At 71.7% G+C, this 15,760-nt stretch carries 9 protein-coding genes and 1 pseudogene; 2 read left to right on the forward strand and 8 right to left on the reverse strand.

Going from position 1 to position 15,760, the window contains the following annotated elements; translation table 11 throughout:
• Nucleotides 1-261: 261 nt before the first annotated feature.
• On the forward strand, nucleotides 262-2,571 hold the full coding sequence (locus M6G08_RS03855; RefSeq protein ID WP_272585782.1) for a bifunctional glycosyltransferase/CDP-glycerol:glycerophosphate glycerophosphotransferase: 2,310 nt from the start codon (nucleotides 262-264) through the stop codon (nucleotides 2,569-2,571).
• Nucleotides 2,572-2,630: 59 nt separating this feature from the next.
• Nucleotides 2,631-3,539 (forward strand): UTP--glucose-1-phosphate uridylyltransferase GalU, encoded by a 909-nt coding sequence (galU, locus tag M6G08_RS03860; protein WP_272585783.1) that lies wholly within the window; start codon nucleotides 2,631-2,633, stop codon nucleotides 3,537-3,539.
• 19 nt (nucleotides 3,540-3,558) lie between these two features.
• On the opposite strand, the gene M6G08_RS03865 is transcribed toward galU, so the two are convergent.
• The 8 genes and pseudogenes from M6G08_RS03865 to M6G08_RS03900 form a co-directional block, all read right to left on the reverse strand.
• Nucleotides 3,559-5,538, reverse strand: coding sequence for a glycosyltransferase family 2 protein (locus M6G08_RS03865; RefSeq protein ID WP_272585784.1), 1,980 nt, complete (start codon nucleotides 5,536-5,538; stop codon nucleotides 3,559-3,561).
• 243 nt (nucleotides 5,539-5,781) lie between these two features.
• Nucleotides 5,782-7,218 (reverse strand): GTPase ObgE, encoded by a 1,437-nt coding sequence (gene obgE, locus M6G08_RS03870; protein ID WP_272585785.1) that lies wholly within the window; start codon nucleotides 7,216-7,218, stop codon nucleotides 5,782-5,784.
• 111 nt (nucleotides 7,219-7,329) lie between these two features.
• Nucleotides 7,330-7,584 (reverse strand): 50S ribosomal protein L27, encoded by a 255-nt coding sequence (rpmA, locus tag M6G08_RS03875; protein ID WP_077798842.1) that lies wholly within the window; start codon nucleotides 7,582-7,584, stop codon nucleotides 7,330-7,332.
• Nucleotides 7,585-7,598: 14 nt separating this feature from the next.
• Nucleotides 7,599-7,919 carry a 50S ribosomal protein L21 gene (gene rplU / locus M6G08_RS03880; RefSeq protein WP_004931419.1) on the reverse strand — a complete coding sequence of 107 codons (321 nt, stop codon included), beginning with the start codon at nucleotides 7,917-7,919 and terminating at the stop codon, nucleotides 7,599-7,601.
• Between the two features lie 214 nt (nucleotides 7,920-8,133).
• Nucleotides 8,134-9,204: an iron-containing alcohol dehydrogenase family protein gene (locus tag M6G08_RS03885; RefSeq protein WP_272585786.1), complete on the reverse strand. Its 1,071-nt coding sequence runs from the start codon at nucleotides 9,202-9,204 to the stop codon at nucleotides 8,134-8,136.
• Between the two features lie 147 nt (nucleotides 9,205-9,351).
• Nucleotides 9,352-13,548: pseudogene (locus tag M6G08_RS03890) on the reverse strand (Rne/Rng family ribonuclease).
• Nucleotides 13,549-13,821: 273 nt separating this feature from the next.
• The gene (locus M6G08_RS03895) at nucleotides 13,822-14,598 is read right to left on the reverse strand and encodes a TIGR03936 family radical SAM-associated protein (protein WP_272585787.1); all 777 of its coding nucleotides are present in this window, start codon (nucleotides 14,596-14,598) and stop codon (nucleotides 13,822-13,824) included.
• Between the two features lie 48 nt (nucleotides 14,599-14,646).
• Complete coding sequence (locus M6G08_RS03900; RefSeq protein WP_272585788.1) at nucleotides 14,647-15,723, reverse strand: phosphatidylglycerol lysyltransferase domain-containing protein; 1,077 nt, start codon at nucleotides 15,721-15,723, stop codon at nucleotides 14,647-14,649.
• Nucleotides 15,724-15,760 lie beyond the last annotated feature (37 nt).

The raw sequence follows: 15,760 nt of genomic DNA on the forward strand, positions 1-15,760 counted from the left end.
GGTTGCCCACCGAGCGAAAGGTCACACTCACTCATGGAGTGACGCTCGGCGGCCCTTCCGCCCACACCTTCTGGTCTGCGACTTTGCTGGACGGCACCGGATCAGGCCCTCGCGGTAGCGCGCGCGGTCGAACCGTCGAACACAGGGCGTACAGTACTCTGATCGAGCCGTTAACCTGCACTCCTTGTGCCTCTCGCGTCCCGTTCAGGTCACCGTCACGGGGCGCGGTTGAGTCTGATCGACACTCCAGGAGCCCCAAGCATGTCCGTCGCGAATGGAAACACTTCGCCGAAGATCAGCGTTGTCGTACCCGTTTACAAGGTTCAGGGGTACCTTCGCGCATGCTTGGATTCGATCCTCTCGCAGTCGTTCGGCGATTTCGAGGTCATCGCCATCGACGATTTCTCGCCGGACGCCTGCGGCCGCATTCTCGATGACTACGCGACTGCGGACAGCCGGGTCATACCCGTCCACCTGGAGGAGAACCAGGGAATAGGCAAGGCGCGGGATGCCGGCGCGCTGAGGGCCCGTGGCGAGTACATCGTGTTCCTGGACAGCGACGACACCCTCGCCGAGGGTGCACTGCAGGCCATGGCCGACCGCATCGACGAGACCGGCAATCCGGACATTCTGCTGTTCAACCACGTCCGCACCTACTGGAACAATCGCGTCCAGCCAAGTGCCGCCGGTGAAATTCTCGCCGCTGCTGGTTCGGACGTTTTCACCGCCCTGGAACGCCCCGAGTATCTGAGCATGTTCGCAGTGGTATGGAACCGTGCCTACCGCCGCCAGTTCTACGTGGACGACCACAATTTCACTTTCACCGACGGCATCTACGAGGACGCTCTCATGGTCTACAAGACCATGCTGACCGCGGAACGGATCGCCGCCACCGACCATGTCTGCGTCGAGTACCGCCAGCGTCGCCAGGGCAACTCCATGCGCACCCCGGGGCGAAAGCACTTCGGTATCTTCCAGCAGTACGCGCGGCTCTTCGAGTTCCTCGACGAGCGCCCCCACCTCGCCCCGGTACGGCCGCTGCTCTTCGAGCGCATGGCCAGCCACTTCCTCTTCACCCTCGCCCGCGAGGACCGCATCGTCCCCAAGGACCGGGCAGAGTTCTTCAAGCTGTCGGCAGCGCAGTACCGGCGGCTCAAGCCGCGGGACTTCGTCGTCCCCGAGGGCAGGCAGGGAACGCGTTTCCAGATACTGGACCGCGGATCCTACGCCGCGTACGCGGCGATGACGTTCGCTTCCAGCACCCACCGCCAGGTCGTACAGCGAGCCTCCAAGGCGAAGACCAAGCTCGGGAAGACCGCCTACAACCGCCTTTACCGACTGCACCTGCGCCGACCGGTCGACGAGAACCTCGCCGTGTACGCCGCCTACTGGAACCGTGGCATCGCCTGCAACCCTGCGGCCATTTACCAGAAGGCGAAGGAACTCGCCCCCGACGTCCACGGCGTCTGGGTCGTGAAGCGCACAGAGGTGGACTCCGTTCCCGCGGGCGTGGACTACGTCGTGGCGAACTCTCCCCGCTACTGGGAGGTCATGGCCCGCGCCAAGTACCTCGTCAACAACGTCAATTTCCCGAACGAAATAGTCAAGCGTCCGGAACAGGTCTTCCTGCAGACCCACCACGGCACGCCTCTGAAGCAGATGGGAATCGACCAGCAGAAGTTCCCCGCGGCCGCCAAGGGCATGAGCTTCGGCAAACTGCTGGAGCGGGCCGACAAGTGGGACCTGAGCCTGACGTCCAACCAGCACTCCACGGAGATCTGGGAACGGGTCTACCCCTGCGCGTTCGAGGCGATCGAGTACGGCTACCCGCGTAACGACGTCTACTTCCGCGCCACCGCGGAGGACGTGTCCCGAATCCGTGGGGAGCTCGGCATCGAGGAGGGCAAGACCGCCATCCTGTACTGCCCGACGGTACGCGATTACCAGAAGGGCTACGTACCCCGCATCGACCTGGAGCGGTTCTGCCGCGAACTGGGCCCCGACTACGTCGTCCTGGTACGCACCCACTACTTCTACGGCGCCGACCCGAGTCTCGAGGCTCTGCAGGAGCGGGGCCTGATCAAGGACGTGTCGCGGTACCCGGTGGTGGAGGACCTCTGCCTGGCCGCCGACGCTCTGATCACCGACTACTCGTCCATCATGTTCGACTACGCCTGCCTTGACCGGCCGATCGTCACGTACGCGGACGACTGGCAGGTCTACAGTCGGGCCCGCGGCGTGTACTTCGACATCCTCTCGGGACAAGCGGGCGAGACCCCCGGGGCGACCGCGACCAGCGAGGATCAGCTCATCGAGGTCTTCCGTTCCGGTGCGTGGAACAGTTCCCGGGCGGCCGAGCTGCGTTCCGCGTTCCGTGAGCGGTTCGTGCAGTACGACGACGGGCACGCAGCAGAGCGTGTGGTCCGCCACATGTTCCTCGGCGAGGAGTCCAGCCCCAGGGTGCTGCCCCTGGAGGAGCGCACGCCGGCGCCCTCACCCGCCGCGGTGGAGACCGCTCGCATCGTGCGGCAGCGGGCGGGCCGGAACGAGAGCGGCCTGGTCGACGCCTGACCCGGCCCGGCGGTCCCGAACACCTTTCGACTCGAACGACGAAGGACATCAGACAACCCATGGCCCCACGGCTTCGCAAGGCTGTCATTCCCGCGGCCGGACTCGGCACCCGGTTCCTGCCGGCCACCAAGGCCACTCCCAAGGAGATGCTGCCGGTCGTCGACAAGCCGGCGATCCAGTACGTGGTCGAGGAGGCCGTGTCCGCCGGCCTCGGTGACGTCCTCATGGTCACGGGCCGCAACAAGCGCCCCCTGGAGGACCACTTCGACCGCAACTACGAGCTCGAGTCCGCCCTCCAGAAGAAGGGTGACGCGAGCCGGCTGGCGAAGGTCCAGGAATCCAGCGACCTCGCCATGATCCACTACGTCCGCCAGGGCGACCCCAAGGGCCTCGGCCACGCCGTGCTGTGCGCCGCGCCGCACGTCGGCGACGAGCCCTTCGCGGTCCTGCTCGGCGACGACCTGATCGACCCGCGCGATCCCCTGCTCCAGCGCATGATCGACGTCCAGGAGCAGCACGGCGGCAGCGTCATCGCCCTCATGGAGGTCGCCCCCGAGCAGATCCACCTCTACGGCTGCGCGGCCGTCGAGGCCACCGGGGACGACGACGTGGTCAAGGTGAGCGGACTGGTCGAGAAGCCCGACCCGGCCGACGCCCCCTCCAACTACGCCATCATCGGCCGCTACGTCCTCGACCCGCACGTCTTCGACATACTCCGCAAGACCGAGCCCGGCCGCGGCGGCGAGATCCAGCTGACCGACGCCCTCCAGCAGCTCGCCGAGGACGAGAAGGTCGGCGGTCCGGTCCACGGCGTCGTCTTCAAGGGCCGCCGCTATGACACCGGCGACCGCGGCGACTATCTGCGTGCCATCGTCCGACTCGCATGCGAACGTGAAGACCTGGGCCCGGACTTCCGGACCTGGCTTCGCGGGTATGCCGACCAGGAGCTGACGGACGCCGGCGCCTGACAGCGCTGAACGGGGCGGGCTACCCTCGCACCTTCCGCGCAGCCCTCCGCAGCCTCCGCCGCACGGCTGCCCGCACGTCCACCGCGCGGACCTCCACCACCAGCGTCGTCTCCGACGCCTCCTTCACCGGACGGGCGGTGTAGGGGCGGGCGAGGTGGAACCAGTGAGTGCGGCCCAGACCGGCCAGGTAAGGAACGGCGGCAGCCGGGGAAGCGCCGGGCAGGGACAGAGTCACCGTCCAGCGGCCCGGACGCAGAGTCCTGAGCGGGAGCTCGACCGAGAATCCGCCGTCGGTCCCGCTGATCGGCGCCGTCACCTCACGGCGGTCGCCGGTGGCGTTCTCCACGCGCAGGCGCAGTGCGTCGACGCGCTCGGCCAGGGTGCCGGTCACCGTCAGCGTGCCCTTGCGCGACCTGTGCCAGGCCAGCTTGGTCACCCGGCAGGGGGTGTCGTCGCGCGGCACTTCCCGGCCGACATTGAGGGAAAGGTTGCCCCACTTCGTCACATACGGTGTGACGGTGGTGGGCTTGCCCGTGCCCGTCGTCACGATGCTCTGCGGTGGTGTCCGCCCGGCCTCCAGGCTCTTCAGCCGGACCACACGGCTGACGCCCTGTGCCCGTATGTCGAGGAAGAGATTCCACCGCCCGCGGCCCAGTGGGGCGCCGGCCGCCGCCGTGGCCGGCGCGATGTCAACGACGAAGCCCGCGTTCGCGTAGCGCTCGTCGTCCGGAAGTCCGGCGACGGCGTGCACCCGGGCGGGCACGCGGACCTCCGGATGGTCCGCGTCGTAGCAGCGCAGCACCAGCTCGGTGGCCGGGTCCGAAGATGCCACGTTCTCGATGTAGGCATGGCCGGACAGCCGTAGCGCCCCGTCCTTCTGCCAGCCCACCGACTCGACGCGGTGGCGCACCGGCAGCCGACCGGTGACGTCGAACGCGCTGTCCGGCACCCCCACCGCCGTGTCGCGGAAGAGCGGATGCTGCCAGTAGACCCGGCCCCCCTCGACGACGTGACCGCGCCCGGCATCTTCCTTGGCGTTGCGGATGACCGTCATCAGCTCGTCGAAGCGGTCGGCCCGCAGCAAGTGCAGCAGCACGCGGTCGCGCGACTCCAGCATTGCGATGATCGGGTCCGTGACCCAGTTCTCCACCCAGTCACGGATCTCTGGGTAGATGCTCTCGCGCACGTCCTGCTCACTCTCCCGGAGCAGCAGCCACCACAGCGGGCCGCACAGTTCCCACTCGACATGCCGGCGCATGATCTGGTCGCGCCGCGGCCCGGGCTCCAGATAGCGGGCCACCGTCTCGAAGCACATCCGGGAGCCCTGCATCCGATGGCTCAGGTTCTGCGCGGTGAGGGTGAGGTTGTTCCCGTTCGCGCGGTCGCGGTGGTAGTAGCAGTCGTAGTCCGCGACGACGGACACACCGTTCGCGTTGAGGTAGGCGGCCGCGGTGAAGGGCTTGTCCTCGGTATTGCGGAACGAGGGGAATCGCAGGTTCAGCCGTTCGAGAAGCGAGCGGCGGAAGAGCTTCCAGCAGCCGAGGGTCCGGTAGGCGGCGGAGGAGAAGATGTCCGTACGGGGCTGGGTCGTCTTGAAGACAGCGGTGGGCACGGCCCTGCCGCCCACCGACACCATCTTGCCCAGCACGATGTCGGTGTCGTTCTCGTCGGCCATGGCCACCATGCGGCGCAGTGCGTCGGGACCCAGGTAGTCGTCGGAGTCGAGGAAGAAGACGTACTCACCGCGGGCCACGTCCAGCGCGACGTTGCGCGGGACGGCGGCGTTGCCCGAGTTCTCCTGGTGGATGACGCGGAGCGCCGTGCAGGTCGCGGCGAGCCGGTCGAGTTCCTTCCCGGTGCCGTCGGTCGACCCGTCGTTCACCGCGATGATCTCAAGCTGGTCCAGACCGATGGTCTGTTCCATCGCCGAGGTGATGCAGTCGGTCAGCTCGGGCATGGCGTTGTAGGCGGGGACGATCACACTGACTCGGGGCTGCATGGCTTTCCTCGACGATTCGGTGGCGGTGGCGTGTACCCACCCGCCACCGGGGCAACAGCGCTTCGCGTACCCGGCTTCCGACCGTGGGGAAACCGGGTACGGCTGCTTCCAGATGGACACTTGTGAAGATGTGCGGCTGAGTACGTGAGGTAGGACTCCCGAAAACGTCCCAAGGTTGCATGATCGATGTCCTGCGGCATGCCCCCGGGTGAACACCGGGTACCGTCGTCTCCCGGCAACAGCCTAGAACGGCTCGAAGCCGTCGAACTCCCGCTGCGCCTCGTCCCGTTCGGCGTCCCGGTCCCGGCGCCGCTGGGCGGCGGGGCGGGACTCCTCGAGGCGGTGGTCCTCACCGCGGCGGCCGAGCATCTCGGCGCCGGCCGACACGGACGGCTCCCAGTCGAAGACGACCGCGTTGTCCTCGGGGCCGATGGCCACGCCGTCGCCGCCCCGGGCGCCGGCCTTCATCAGCTCGTCCTCGACTCCGAGGCGGTTGAGCCGGTCGGCGAGGTAGCCGACGGCCTCGTCGTTGTTGAAGTCGGTCTGACGCACCCAGCGTTCGGGCTTCTCGCCGCGCACCCGGAACAGGCCGTCCTCCTCGCGGGTGACGGTGAAGCCCGCGTCGTCCACGGCCTTGGGCCGGATGACGATCCGCGTCGCCTCCTCCTTCGGCCGGGCGGCACGCGACTTGGCCACCAGGTCCGCCAGCGCGAACGACAGCTCCCTCAGGCCCGTGTGGGCCACCGCCGACACCTCGAAGACGCGGTAGCCGCGCTCCTCCAGGTCCGGGCGGACCATCTCGGCGAGGTCCTTGCCGTCGGGCACGTCGATCTTGTTGAGGACGACGACGCGCGGCCGGTTGTCCAGGCCGCCGTACTCGCGCAGCTCCGCCTCGATGATGTCCAGGTCGGAGACCGGGTCGCGGTCGGACTCCAGCGTCGCCGTGTCCAGGACGTGCACCAGCACGCTGCACCGCTCCACGTGCCGCAGGAACTCCAGGCCGAGGCCCTTGCCCTGGCTCGCGCCGGGGATGAGACCGGGGACGTCGGCGATGGTGTAGACGGTCTCACCGGCCGTCACCACGCCGAGGTTCGGGACGAGCGTCGTGAAGGGGTAGTCGGCGATCTTCGGCTTCGCCGCGCTCATCACGGAGATCAGCGAGGACTTGCCCGCGCTCGGGTAGCCGACCAGGGCCACGTCGGCGACGGTCTTCAGCTCCAGGACGACGTCCCCGAGGTCCCCCGGCTCGCCGAGCAGCGCGAAGCCCGGGGCCTTGCGGCGCGCCGACGCCAGGGCCGCGTTGCCGAGGCCGCCCCGGCCGCCCTGTGCGGCGACGTAGGAGGTGCCGTGGCCGACCAGGTCGGCGAGCACGTTGCCCGCCTTGTCGAGGACCACGGTGCCGTCGGGGACGGCGAGGACGAGGTCCTGGCCGTCCTTGCCGGAGCGGTTGCCGCCCTCGCCGGGCTTGCCGTTGGTGGCCTTGCGGTGCGGGGAGTGGTGGTATTCGAGGAGCGTGGTCACCGACTGGTCGACGGTGAGGATCACGTCGCCGCCGCGGCCGCCGTTGCCGCCGTCCGGGCCGCCGAGCGGCTTGAACTTCTCACGGTGGACGGAGGCACAGCCGTGGCCTCCGTTACCCGCGGCGACGTGCAGTTCGACGCGGTCCACGAAGGTGGTCATGGGATGTGCCTCCAGTTACTGCCTACTGCGGGGAATGTCTCTTGGGTAACACGCGAAAGGCGGACCCGCTTCCCCTCGGGGAAGTGAGGCCCGCCTCGCGAAAGTGTCCGGTCAGGCGACCGGGACGATGTTCACGACCTTGCGGCCACGGTGGGTGCCGAACTGCACCGCACCGGCCTGCAGGGCGAACAGCGTGTCGTCGCCGCCGCGGCCGACGCCCGCGCCCGGGTGGAAGTGGGTGCCGCGCTGGCGGACCAGGATCTCGCCCGCGCTGACGGCCTGACCACCGAAGCGCTTCACGCCGAGGCGCTGAGCGTTGGAGTCACGACCGTTACGGGTGGACGATGCGCCCTTCTTGTGTGCCATCTCTCCTCAGTCCCTTACTTCGCAGCCGCGGGGATCTCAGTGACCTTGATCGCCGTGTACTGCTGGCGGTGGCCCTGACGACGGCGGTAGCCGGTCTTGTTCTTGTAGCGCAGAATGTCGATCTTCTGGCCCTTGTGGTGGTCCACGACCTCGGCCTGGACCTTGATGCCGGCCAGCACCCACGGGTCGCTGGTCACAGCGTCGCCGTCGACCACGAGCAGGGTCGAGAGCTCGACCGTGTCGCCGACCTTGGCGGTGGAAATCTTGTCAACCTCAACGATGTCGCCGACAGCAACCTTGTGCTGGCGACCACCGCTGCGCACGATGGCGTACACGCGGATCTCACTCTCTCGCTCGGGAACGGCACCCCCGCAGTCCAGCCGCCCGGCGGCATGCGCGGACGGCCTCTCCGCATCCCGGCCCGCGAGGGCCCGCACCCGGAGGGAATGAGGTTTACGGGGATGTGACGCGTCAGTCGACACGCCGACGGTCAAGGTTACGGGGCCGCACCACAGGGGTCAAACCGGGCCCCGGGCACCCGGCGGCGCCTCAGCCCGCCACCGACGCGACGTACTCGGCGTACTCGGCGTACGCCTCCTTGGTCCGCTCCGGCGACATGTCCAGGTGCTCCAGGACCGTGTACCGGCCCGGCCGGGTCTGCGGCGCGAACTCCACGGCCCGTACGAACTCGTCGTCGCCGAACCCGATCTCCTCGGCCACCACCGGCAGCCCGTGCCGGCGCAGCGTCCGCGCCATCAGCAGCGACCCCTCGCGGTCGCCCCGCAGGAACGTCGCGAAGGCCGCGCCGATGCCCACCTGCTCGCCGTGGGAGGCCGCCCGCCTCGGGTACAGCAGGTCGAGCGCGTGGCTGATCTCGTGACAGGCACCGGACGAGGGGCGGGTGTGCCCGGCGATCGTCATGGCGATGCCGGACAGCACCAGGCCCTCGGTCAGCACCGTCAGGAAACCGTCGTCGCCGCAGCCGCCGGGATGGCGCAGCACCGCCTCGCCGGCCTGCCGGGCCAGGGCGGCGGCGAGACCGTCGACCTTCTCGCCGTGGACCCCGTGCGCCAGCTCCCAGTCGGCGACCGCGGAGATGTTGGAGACCGCGTCACCGATCCCGGAGCGCACGAAGCGGATCGGCGCCTCTCGGATCACCGCGAGGTCGACGACGAGCGCGATGGGCGTCGGCACGCCGTACGAACCGCGGCCCGCGTCGTTGTCGAGTATCGACACCGGCGAGCAGATGCCGTCGTGAGAGAGGTTGGTGGCCACGGCGACCATGGGCAGGCCCACCCGGGCCGCCGCGAACTTGGCGCAGTCGATGACCTTGCCGCCGCCGAGGCCGACGACCGCGTCGTAGCGGCCCGACTTCATATCGTCGGCCAGCCGCACGGCGTCGTCGATGGTGCCGCCGCCGACCTCGAACCAGTCCGCGCCGGGCAGGGACGGCTCCAGCCGCCGGCGCAGCCGCGCCCCGGAACCGTCACTGATCGCCACGGCGAGCCGGCCGGAGCGGGAGATCCGTTCGTCCTCGAGGACACTGGCCAGGTCGTCGAGTGCGCCCGGGCGGATGTCCACGGCGAGCGGCGAGGGAATGAGCCTCGTCAGTACCGGCACGTGATCTTCTCTCCTCACGGGGATCGGTGACTTGTCCGGTGATATGCGCACGGGCATGTCCGGGGAAACGTGTGGTCCTGCCCGATCGGATTCCGAACGGGCAGGACCACACGTTTTGCGACAGGTGCCGGATCAGACGGTGCCGGATCAGCCCTCGTCGGTGGCGGCCGTGACCGAGGACGGGCTCTGCTGAGCGGCCGCCGCGGTCTTCTTCGACGCCGTCTTCTTGGCCGTGGTCTTCGCCGTGGCCTTCTTCGCGGTCGTCGTCTTGGCCGCCTTCTTGGCGGTGGCCTTCTTCGCGGTCGTCGTCTTCTTGGTCGCCGTCTTCTTCGTGGCGGCCTTCTTCGCCGTCGCCTTCTTGGCCGTCTTGCGGGCCGCCGCCTTCTTGGCCGGGGCCGCCTCGGCGCCCTCCTCGTCCGCCGGGGCCGACGGGACGACCACGACGGCCGTCTCCTCGGACGTGGTGGGCGCGGTGGCCTTGCGCACGGCACGCCGGCGCGGACGGGCCGGCGCGGCGCTCTCGGCGGGCTCCGCGGCCGCCGGGGCCTCGGGTGCCGTCTCGGCGGCCGCCTGCGGCTGCTCGGCCTCGGCCACCGGGGCCGTCTCGGCCACCGTCACGACGGCGGCCTCGGCACCCGCGGGCGAACCGGCCGGTGCGGACACCTTCCGGGTGGCCCGGCGGCGAGTGCGGCCCTTGGGCGCGGCCTCCTCGGCGGCCGGGGCCTCGGGAGCCCGCACCTCGGGGGCCGGGGCACCGGCGACCGCGTCCTCGACGGCGGCGGGCTCGGCCAGCACCTCGGCGGCGGGCTCCCGCACGACGGGACGCTCGGCCTCCTCGGCGGCCGTGACGTCCTGCGCGGTGGGCACCCGGTCGGCGGCCGGGCTCTCGCCCTTGGCGGCCTTCGGGGCACCCGCCGGGGCCGACGCCCTACGGCTCGTGCGGCGCCGACCGCGACCGCGCGTGGCGGCGGCCTCGGCCTCGGCGGCGCTGCTGTACAGCTCCTCGTCCGGGGTGAACTCGGGCGCCGGGAGGGCGACCGGCTCGGCCACCTCGGCGGCGACCTCGGCCTCGGACTCGGTGTCCGCCTCCTGCTCCGCCGTCGGGCCGGTCTCGACCCCGGCGACCGCCTCGTGCTCGTGCGGCTGCTCGGCGCCGGCCCGCGCCCGCTTGCGACGCTTGCCACCGCCGCCGCCCGCGGCCGCCGTCGGCTGGTCGAGGTGGACGATGACACCGCGGCCGTTGCAGTGGACGCAGGTCTCGGAGAACGACTCCAGCAGACCCTGGCCGACCCGCTTGCGGGTCATCTGGACCAGGCCCAGCGAGGTCACCTCGGCGACCTGGTGCTTCGTACGGTCCCGGCCCAGGCACTCCAGCAGGCGCCGCAGCACCAGGTCCCGGTTGGACTCCAGCACCATGTCGATGAAGTCGATGACGATGATGCCGCCGAGGTCGCGCAGCCTGAGCTGGCGCACGATCTCCTCGGCCGCCTCCAGGTTGTTCCTGGTGACCGTCTCCTCGAGGTTGCCGCCCTGGCCGGTGAACTTGCCGGTGTTGACGTCGATGACGACCATCGCCTCGGTCCGGTCGATCACCAGCGAACCGCCGCTGGGCAGCCAGACCTTGCGGTCCAGCGCCTTGGCGAGCTGCTCGTCGATCCGGTACGTGGCGAAGACGTCGACCTCGCTGGTCCACTTGGACAGCCGCTCGGCGAGGTCCGGCGCCACGTGCGACACGTAGCCGTGGATGGTCTGCCAGGCGTCGTCACCGCTGACGACGACCTTGGAGAAGTCCTCGTTGAAGATGTCCCGCACGACCCGGACGGTCATGTCCGGCTCGCCGTACAGCAGCGTGGGGGCGCTGGAGCTGCCGCCCTTGGCCTTCTTCTGGATCTCCTCCCACTGCGCCTGGAGCCGCTCGACGTCACGGCGCAGCTCCTCCTCGCTGGCGCCCTCGGCGGCGGTGCGCACGATGACGCCCGCGTCCTCGGGGACGATCTTCTTGAGGATGGTCTTGAGGCGGGAGCGCTCGGTGTCGGGCAGCTTGCGGCTGATGCCGGTCATCGAGCCCTCGGGCACGTAGACCAGGTAGCGGCCGGGCAGCGAGACCTGGCTGGTCAGGCGGGCGCCCTTGTGGCCGATCGGGTCCTTGGTGACCTGCACGAGGACCGACTGGCCGGACTTGAGGGCGGACTCGATGCGCCGCGGGCCGTTCGCCATGCCCAGCGCCTCGAAATTGACCTCGCCGGCGTACAGGACGGCGTTGCGGCCCTTGCCGATGTCGATGAAGGCGGCCTCCATCGACGGCAGCACGTTCTGCACCTTGCCGAGGTACACGTTGCCGACGTACGAGGTGGCCTGCTCCTTGTTGACGTAGTGCTCGACGAGCACCCCGTCCTCCAGGACGCCGATCTGGGTGCGCTCGCCGTGCTGGCGGACGACCATGACGCGCTCGACGGCCTCGCGGCGGGCCAGGAACTCGGCCTCGGTGATGATCGGCACACGGCGGCGGCCCTGCTCGCGGCCCTCGCGGCGGCGCTGCTTCTTGGCCTCCAGACGCGTGGAGCCCTTGATGGACTGCACCTCGTCGGACGGCTCGGGCTTCGGGCGGGGCTCGCGGACCTTGACGACGGTGCGCTCGGGGTCGTCGGAGGAGGACTCGCCCTCCCCGGAGCCGTCCCCGGCCCGGCGGCGACGGCGACGACGGCGACGGCTGCTGCTGGAGCCGCCGCTCTCGCCGGCGGGCTCGCCGTTCTCCTCGGCGTCCTCCTCCGCCTGCTCGGCGGTGTCCGCAGCGTCCTGATCGGCCCGGGCGGCCTGCTCGGCGGCGACGTGCTCGGTGTCCTCGGCGCCCTCGCCGTTCTCGCCCTCGGCGGCATCGCCGCGACGGCGGCGACGGCCGCCCCGGCGCCTGCGGCGGCGCGAGCCGGACTCCTCGGAGCCCTCGGCGTCGTCGTGGTCCTCGCCCGACTCATCGGCGTCGGCGTCGGCGTCGGTGTCGGCCCGGTCCTCCGGCTCGTCCTGCGCGGCGGCGGGGGCGGTGGCGGTGGCCCGCTCTTCGGTGCTCTCCTCGGCGGCGCCCCGGCGGCGGCGACGGCGGCGCGACCCGGCGGACTGCTCCTCCGCGAGCTCCTCGGTCTCCTCGGCGTCCTGCGCCGGTGCGGCACCGGCCGCTTCGGCGGCGGCCTCGGCCGCGGCCCGCTCGGGCGTCTGGAACTGGGGCTCGGCGAAGACGGGGGCCTGGAAGACGGCCACGGCCGGACGCGACGGCCGCTTGGGGGCGTCCGCCTCCTCGGCAGCCGCGGCGGCGCCCTGGGCGGGCGCGGCGAAACCGGTGGCGGCCTTGCGGGCGGACCGGCGGCGCGCACGGCGCGGAGCGGCGTCCTCCGCGGGCTCGGCGGAGGGCTCGGGTGCCGGGGCGGCCTCGGCGGCGGGCGCGGGCTCGCTCACGTCGGCGCCTGCCTCGGCGGCCGGCTCGGTCGGGGCGGACACGCGCCGCGTGGCACGACGCCGGGTACGACGCGGAGCGGCGTCCTCGGCGGTGTCTCCGGCGGCTTCCGGGCGGCGCGGCGGCCGGCTCCGGCTGCGCAGGGGCGTCGGCCACGGTCTCGGCGGGCTGCTCTGCCGGCGCCGTCACCGTACGCGTGGCCCGACGGCGACTACGGCGCGGCGCGGCCTCCTCGGCTGTGGCCTCTTCGGGCGCGGCGGCCGGCTCCGGCTGCGCAGGGGCGTCGGCCACGGTCTCGGCGGGCTGCTCTGCCGGCGCCGTCACCGTACGCGTGGCCCGACGGCGACTACGGCGCGGCGCGGCCTCCTCGGCTGTGGCCTCTTCGGGCACGGCGGCCGGCTCCGGCTGCGCAGGGGCGTCGGCCACGGTCTCGGCGGGCTGCTCTGCCGGCGCCGTCACCGTACGCGTGGCCCGACGGCGACTACGGCGCGGCGCGGCCTCCTCGGCTGTGGCCTCCTCGGGCACGGCGGCCGGCTCCGGCTGCGCGGGGGCCTCCGCGGCGGGGGACGCCGGAACGACGGTCTCGGCCGCCTCCGCCGACGCCGGAGTCCCGGCGGGCGAGGAGGCGCGGCGCCGGCACGGCGCCGCGGACGACCCGCGGGCGCGGGCTCAGCAGCCGCCTCGGCCACACCGGCGGCCTCGTCGGCCTCGTCGGTCGCGGGCGTCGCATCCGCCGGCGCGACGGTCTCCGCCGACGACGCGGAGGCGCCGGACGGAGGGCCGGCCGGGCGGGACGCGGCCCTGCGTCGACGGCGCGGCGGCAGCGTGTCGCTGGGGGTGTTCGACTCGGTGTCCGTCGAGCTGGTCGCGGACCCGGTGGGTTCGGTCGGTTCGAGCATGCGGGGGTTTCTCCCGTCAGGCTCCCGGGCGCCGCGCCTGGTCCGGCGTCGACAGGTCGACCGCCGGTGACGTCCGCGGCTCGCGCTGGTGCGCGGTCGCCGCCGTCCGGGGCGCGGGCGCCGCTCGGAAGCTCTCGTGTCTTGTCTCGCCGGTTCCGTACCCCTTGTCGTGCACGGCCTGGCGAAAGTCTTGTGGTCGGTGCGCTGCCCGACCCAGGTGGCTCCCGAGTTCGAGGGCGGCGCTACGACGTCCGTCCCTGAGCGGGACCTTCCTTACGCCGACGCCTTCGCGGCGGCGGAAGCGGCGGCCGGTTGCGGCTCGGGCGCTTCTGCCTCGCGGTCGGGCGCGAGCGGGTCGGTCACCGCACCGGTCTCTTCATCGAACAGCCCCTGCGCCAGCCTGGTCACCGCTGCGGGGACCGGCGGCGCCAGGTCGGCCACGGCGCGAAGACCGGACAGGACGTCGTCGGGTCGTACGGCAGGCGTCACGTGCCGAACAACCAGCCGCAGTATCGCACAGGGCTGGTCGGTCGGCCTATCAGCCTGCGCACCGTGCGTGGTGACGCTCTCGAGGTGCGCGACGGCGGAGCGGGCGTCGAAGGTGCGGACGCCGTTCTTGGTCCGGCGCTGGACCTCCACCGCCGGGGCCGAGTTGAACGCCGCCACGGCGCGCTCGGCGTCCGCGGACTCCACACCGGCCAGCCGCAGCTCCCACACGGAGGCCGTCAGCCGGTCGGCGAGCCCGGAGGTCCGGGACTCGACGGCGTCGACGATGTCGAGCCCGGCGGGCAGCGACTCGTCGAGAAGTTCCCTGAGCCGCTGCGGGTCCCGCGCCTCGGTGAGCGCGATCTCCAGGTACTCCGCCTCACTGCCCGTGCCGGTGGGTGCGGCATTGGCATACGACACCTTCGGGTGCGGGGTGAACCCCGCCGAGTACGCCATGGGCACCTCGGCGCGGCGCAGCGCACGCTCGAAGGCGCGCTGGAAGTCACGGTGGCTGGTGAACCGGAGGCGGCCGCGCTTGGTGTAACGCAGACGGATGCGCTGCACCGCGGGTACGGGCGGCGGGCCTTCGGGCTGTCGCTTGCCCAGTGTCGTTCAGTCCTTCGTGAGAGCGGTCGTACTCCTACCAAGAGTACGTGCCTCGGAGCCGGATGGTTCCCGCCGGTCCGCCGACAGTGCCCGCTCAGGCTCTCCGCACAGCGTCCGCCGCAGATCGGCGCGGGCCTGCCGGACCGACAGCCGGGCGGAGCGGAGCGCCTGCCGGCCGGCCCGCCGGGCACCGCGCGCGGCGTCGGCGAGGGGCCGCAGGACGGTGTCCCGCACGGCGTGCCCCACCGGCGTCAGCACGCTCCGGTACACCCACCGCGCCGGCTCCGCGACGGTCCACCGGAACAGGGCGCCCAGCGCCCGTCCGACGGCGCGCGAGACGTACCCGGCGACGCGCCAGGCGTGCCCGAGCGCGTCCAGGACCTCCCGCCCGACAACGGCGAGCACCCGGCCGACCGGCGCCAGCACCCACCGCCACACGGCGAGGGCGGGCAGCACCAGCAGCACCCGGACGGTCCAGTACAACACCAGGCCGACGCCCGTGACGGCCTTGCCCAGACACCAGGCCCCCGACCTGCCGCACCAGAGCAGTCCGCGCCCGCACCGGGCCAGCCCGTGCCCGACCGGCGTCAGCACCCAGGCGTGGAGCCACGTGGCAGGTACGACGACGAGGTGCCGCGCGAGCCGGGCCAGCCCGGCGTACGTCCCGCACCCGACGGCCGCGAGCACCGCGCCCACCCCGGCGAGGGACCAGCCGAGCGCCAGCCAGACCGGCGTCAGCACCCACCGGTACACCCACACCGCCGGCACGACGAGCAGCACGTTCCCGAGCCAGCCGACGCCCTTGGCCAGCGGCACGACGGCGTACCGCCACAGCCCGACCAGCGGCCACACGAACACGGCACGGCCGAGCCACGCCAGCGCCCGCCCGAGCGGACGCCCCACCGTGTCCAGGAGGAACCGCCCGGCGACGGCCAGCGCGTCCCACACCATCCGTACCGGCACGACCAGCACCAGGGCGACGACCCGCACCGGAACGCGGACCGCCGCGGCGACGTACCCTTCCGGGTCCGTGCGCCGCGGCGGCTCCTGCGGCCGGCCGGGCGGCCGCTCCTCGAGGCCCATACCGGCGAAGACGCCGAAACGCCTCGCCCGGATCCTC

The sequence above is a fragment of the Streptomyces sp. M92 genome (genome assembly GCF_028473745.1).
In the GTDB taxonomy this organism is placed as follows: Bacteria; Actinomycetota; Actinomycetes; order Streptomycetales; family Streptomycetaceae; genus Streptomyces.

Excerpts from the sequence above, each read along its gene's own strand:
- obgE (WP_272585785.1), bottom strand. The coding sequence starts at position 7,218 with ATGACCACCTTCGTGGACCGCGTCGAACTGCACGTCGCCGCGGGTAAC.
- M6G08_RS03855 (WP_272585782.1), top strand. The coding sequence starts at position 262 with ATGTCCGTCGCGAATGGAAACACTTCGCCGAAGATCAGCGTTGTCGTA.
- rpmA (WP_077798842.1), bottom strand. The coding sequence starts at position 7,584 with ATGGCACACAAGAAGGGCGCATCGTCCACCCGTAACGGTCGTGACTCC.
- galU (WP_272585783.1), top strand. The coding sequence starts at position 2,631 with ATGGCCCCACGGCTTCGCAAGGCTGTCATTCCCGCGGCCGGACTCGGC.
- M6G08_RS03900 (WP_272585788.1), bottom strand. The coding sequence starts at position 15,723 with ATGGGCCTCGAGGAGCGGCCGCCCGGCCGGCCGCAGGAGCCGCCGCGG.
- M6G08_RS03865 (WP_272585784.1), bottom strand. The coding sequence starts at position 5,538 with ATGCAGCCCCGAGTCAGTGTGATCGTCCCCGCCTACAACGCCATGCCC.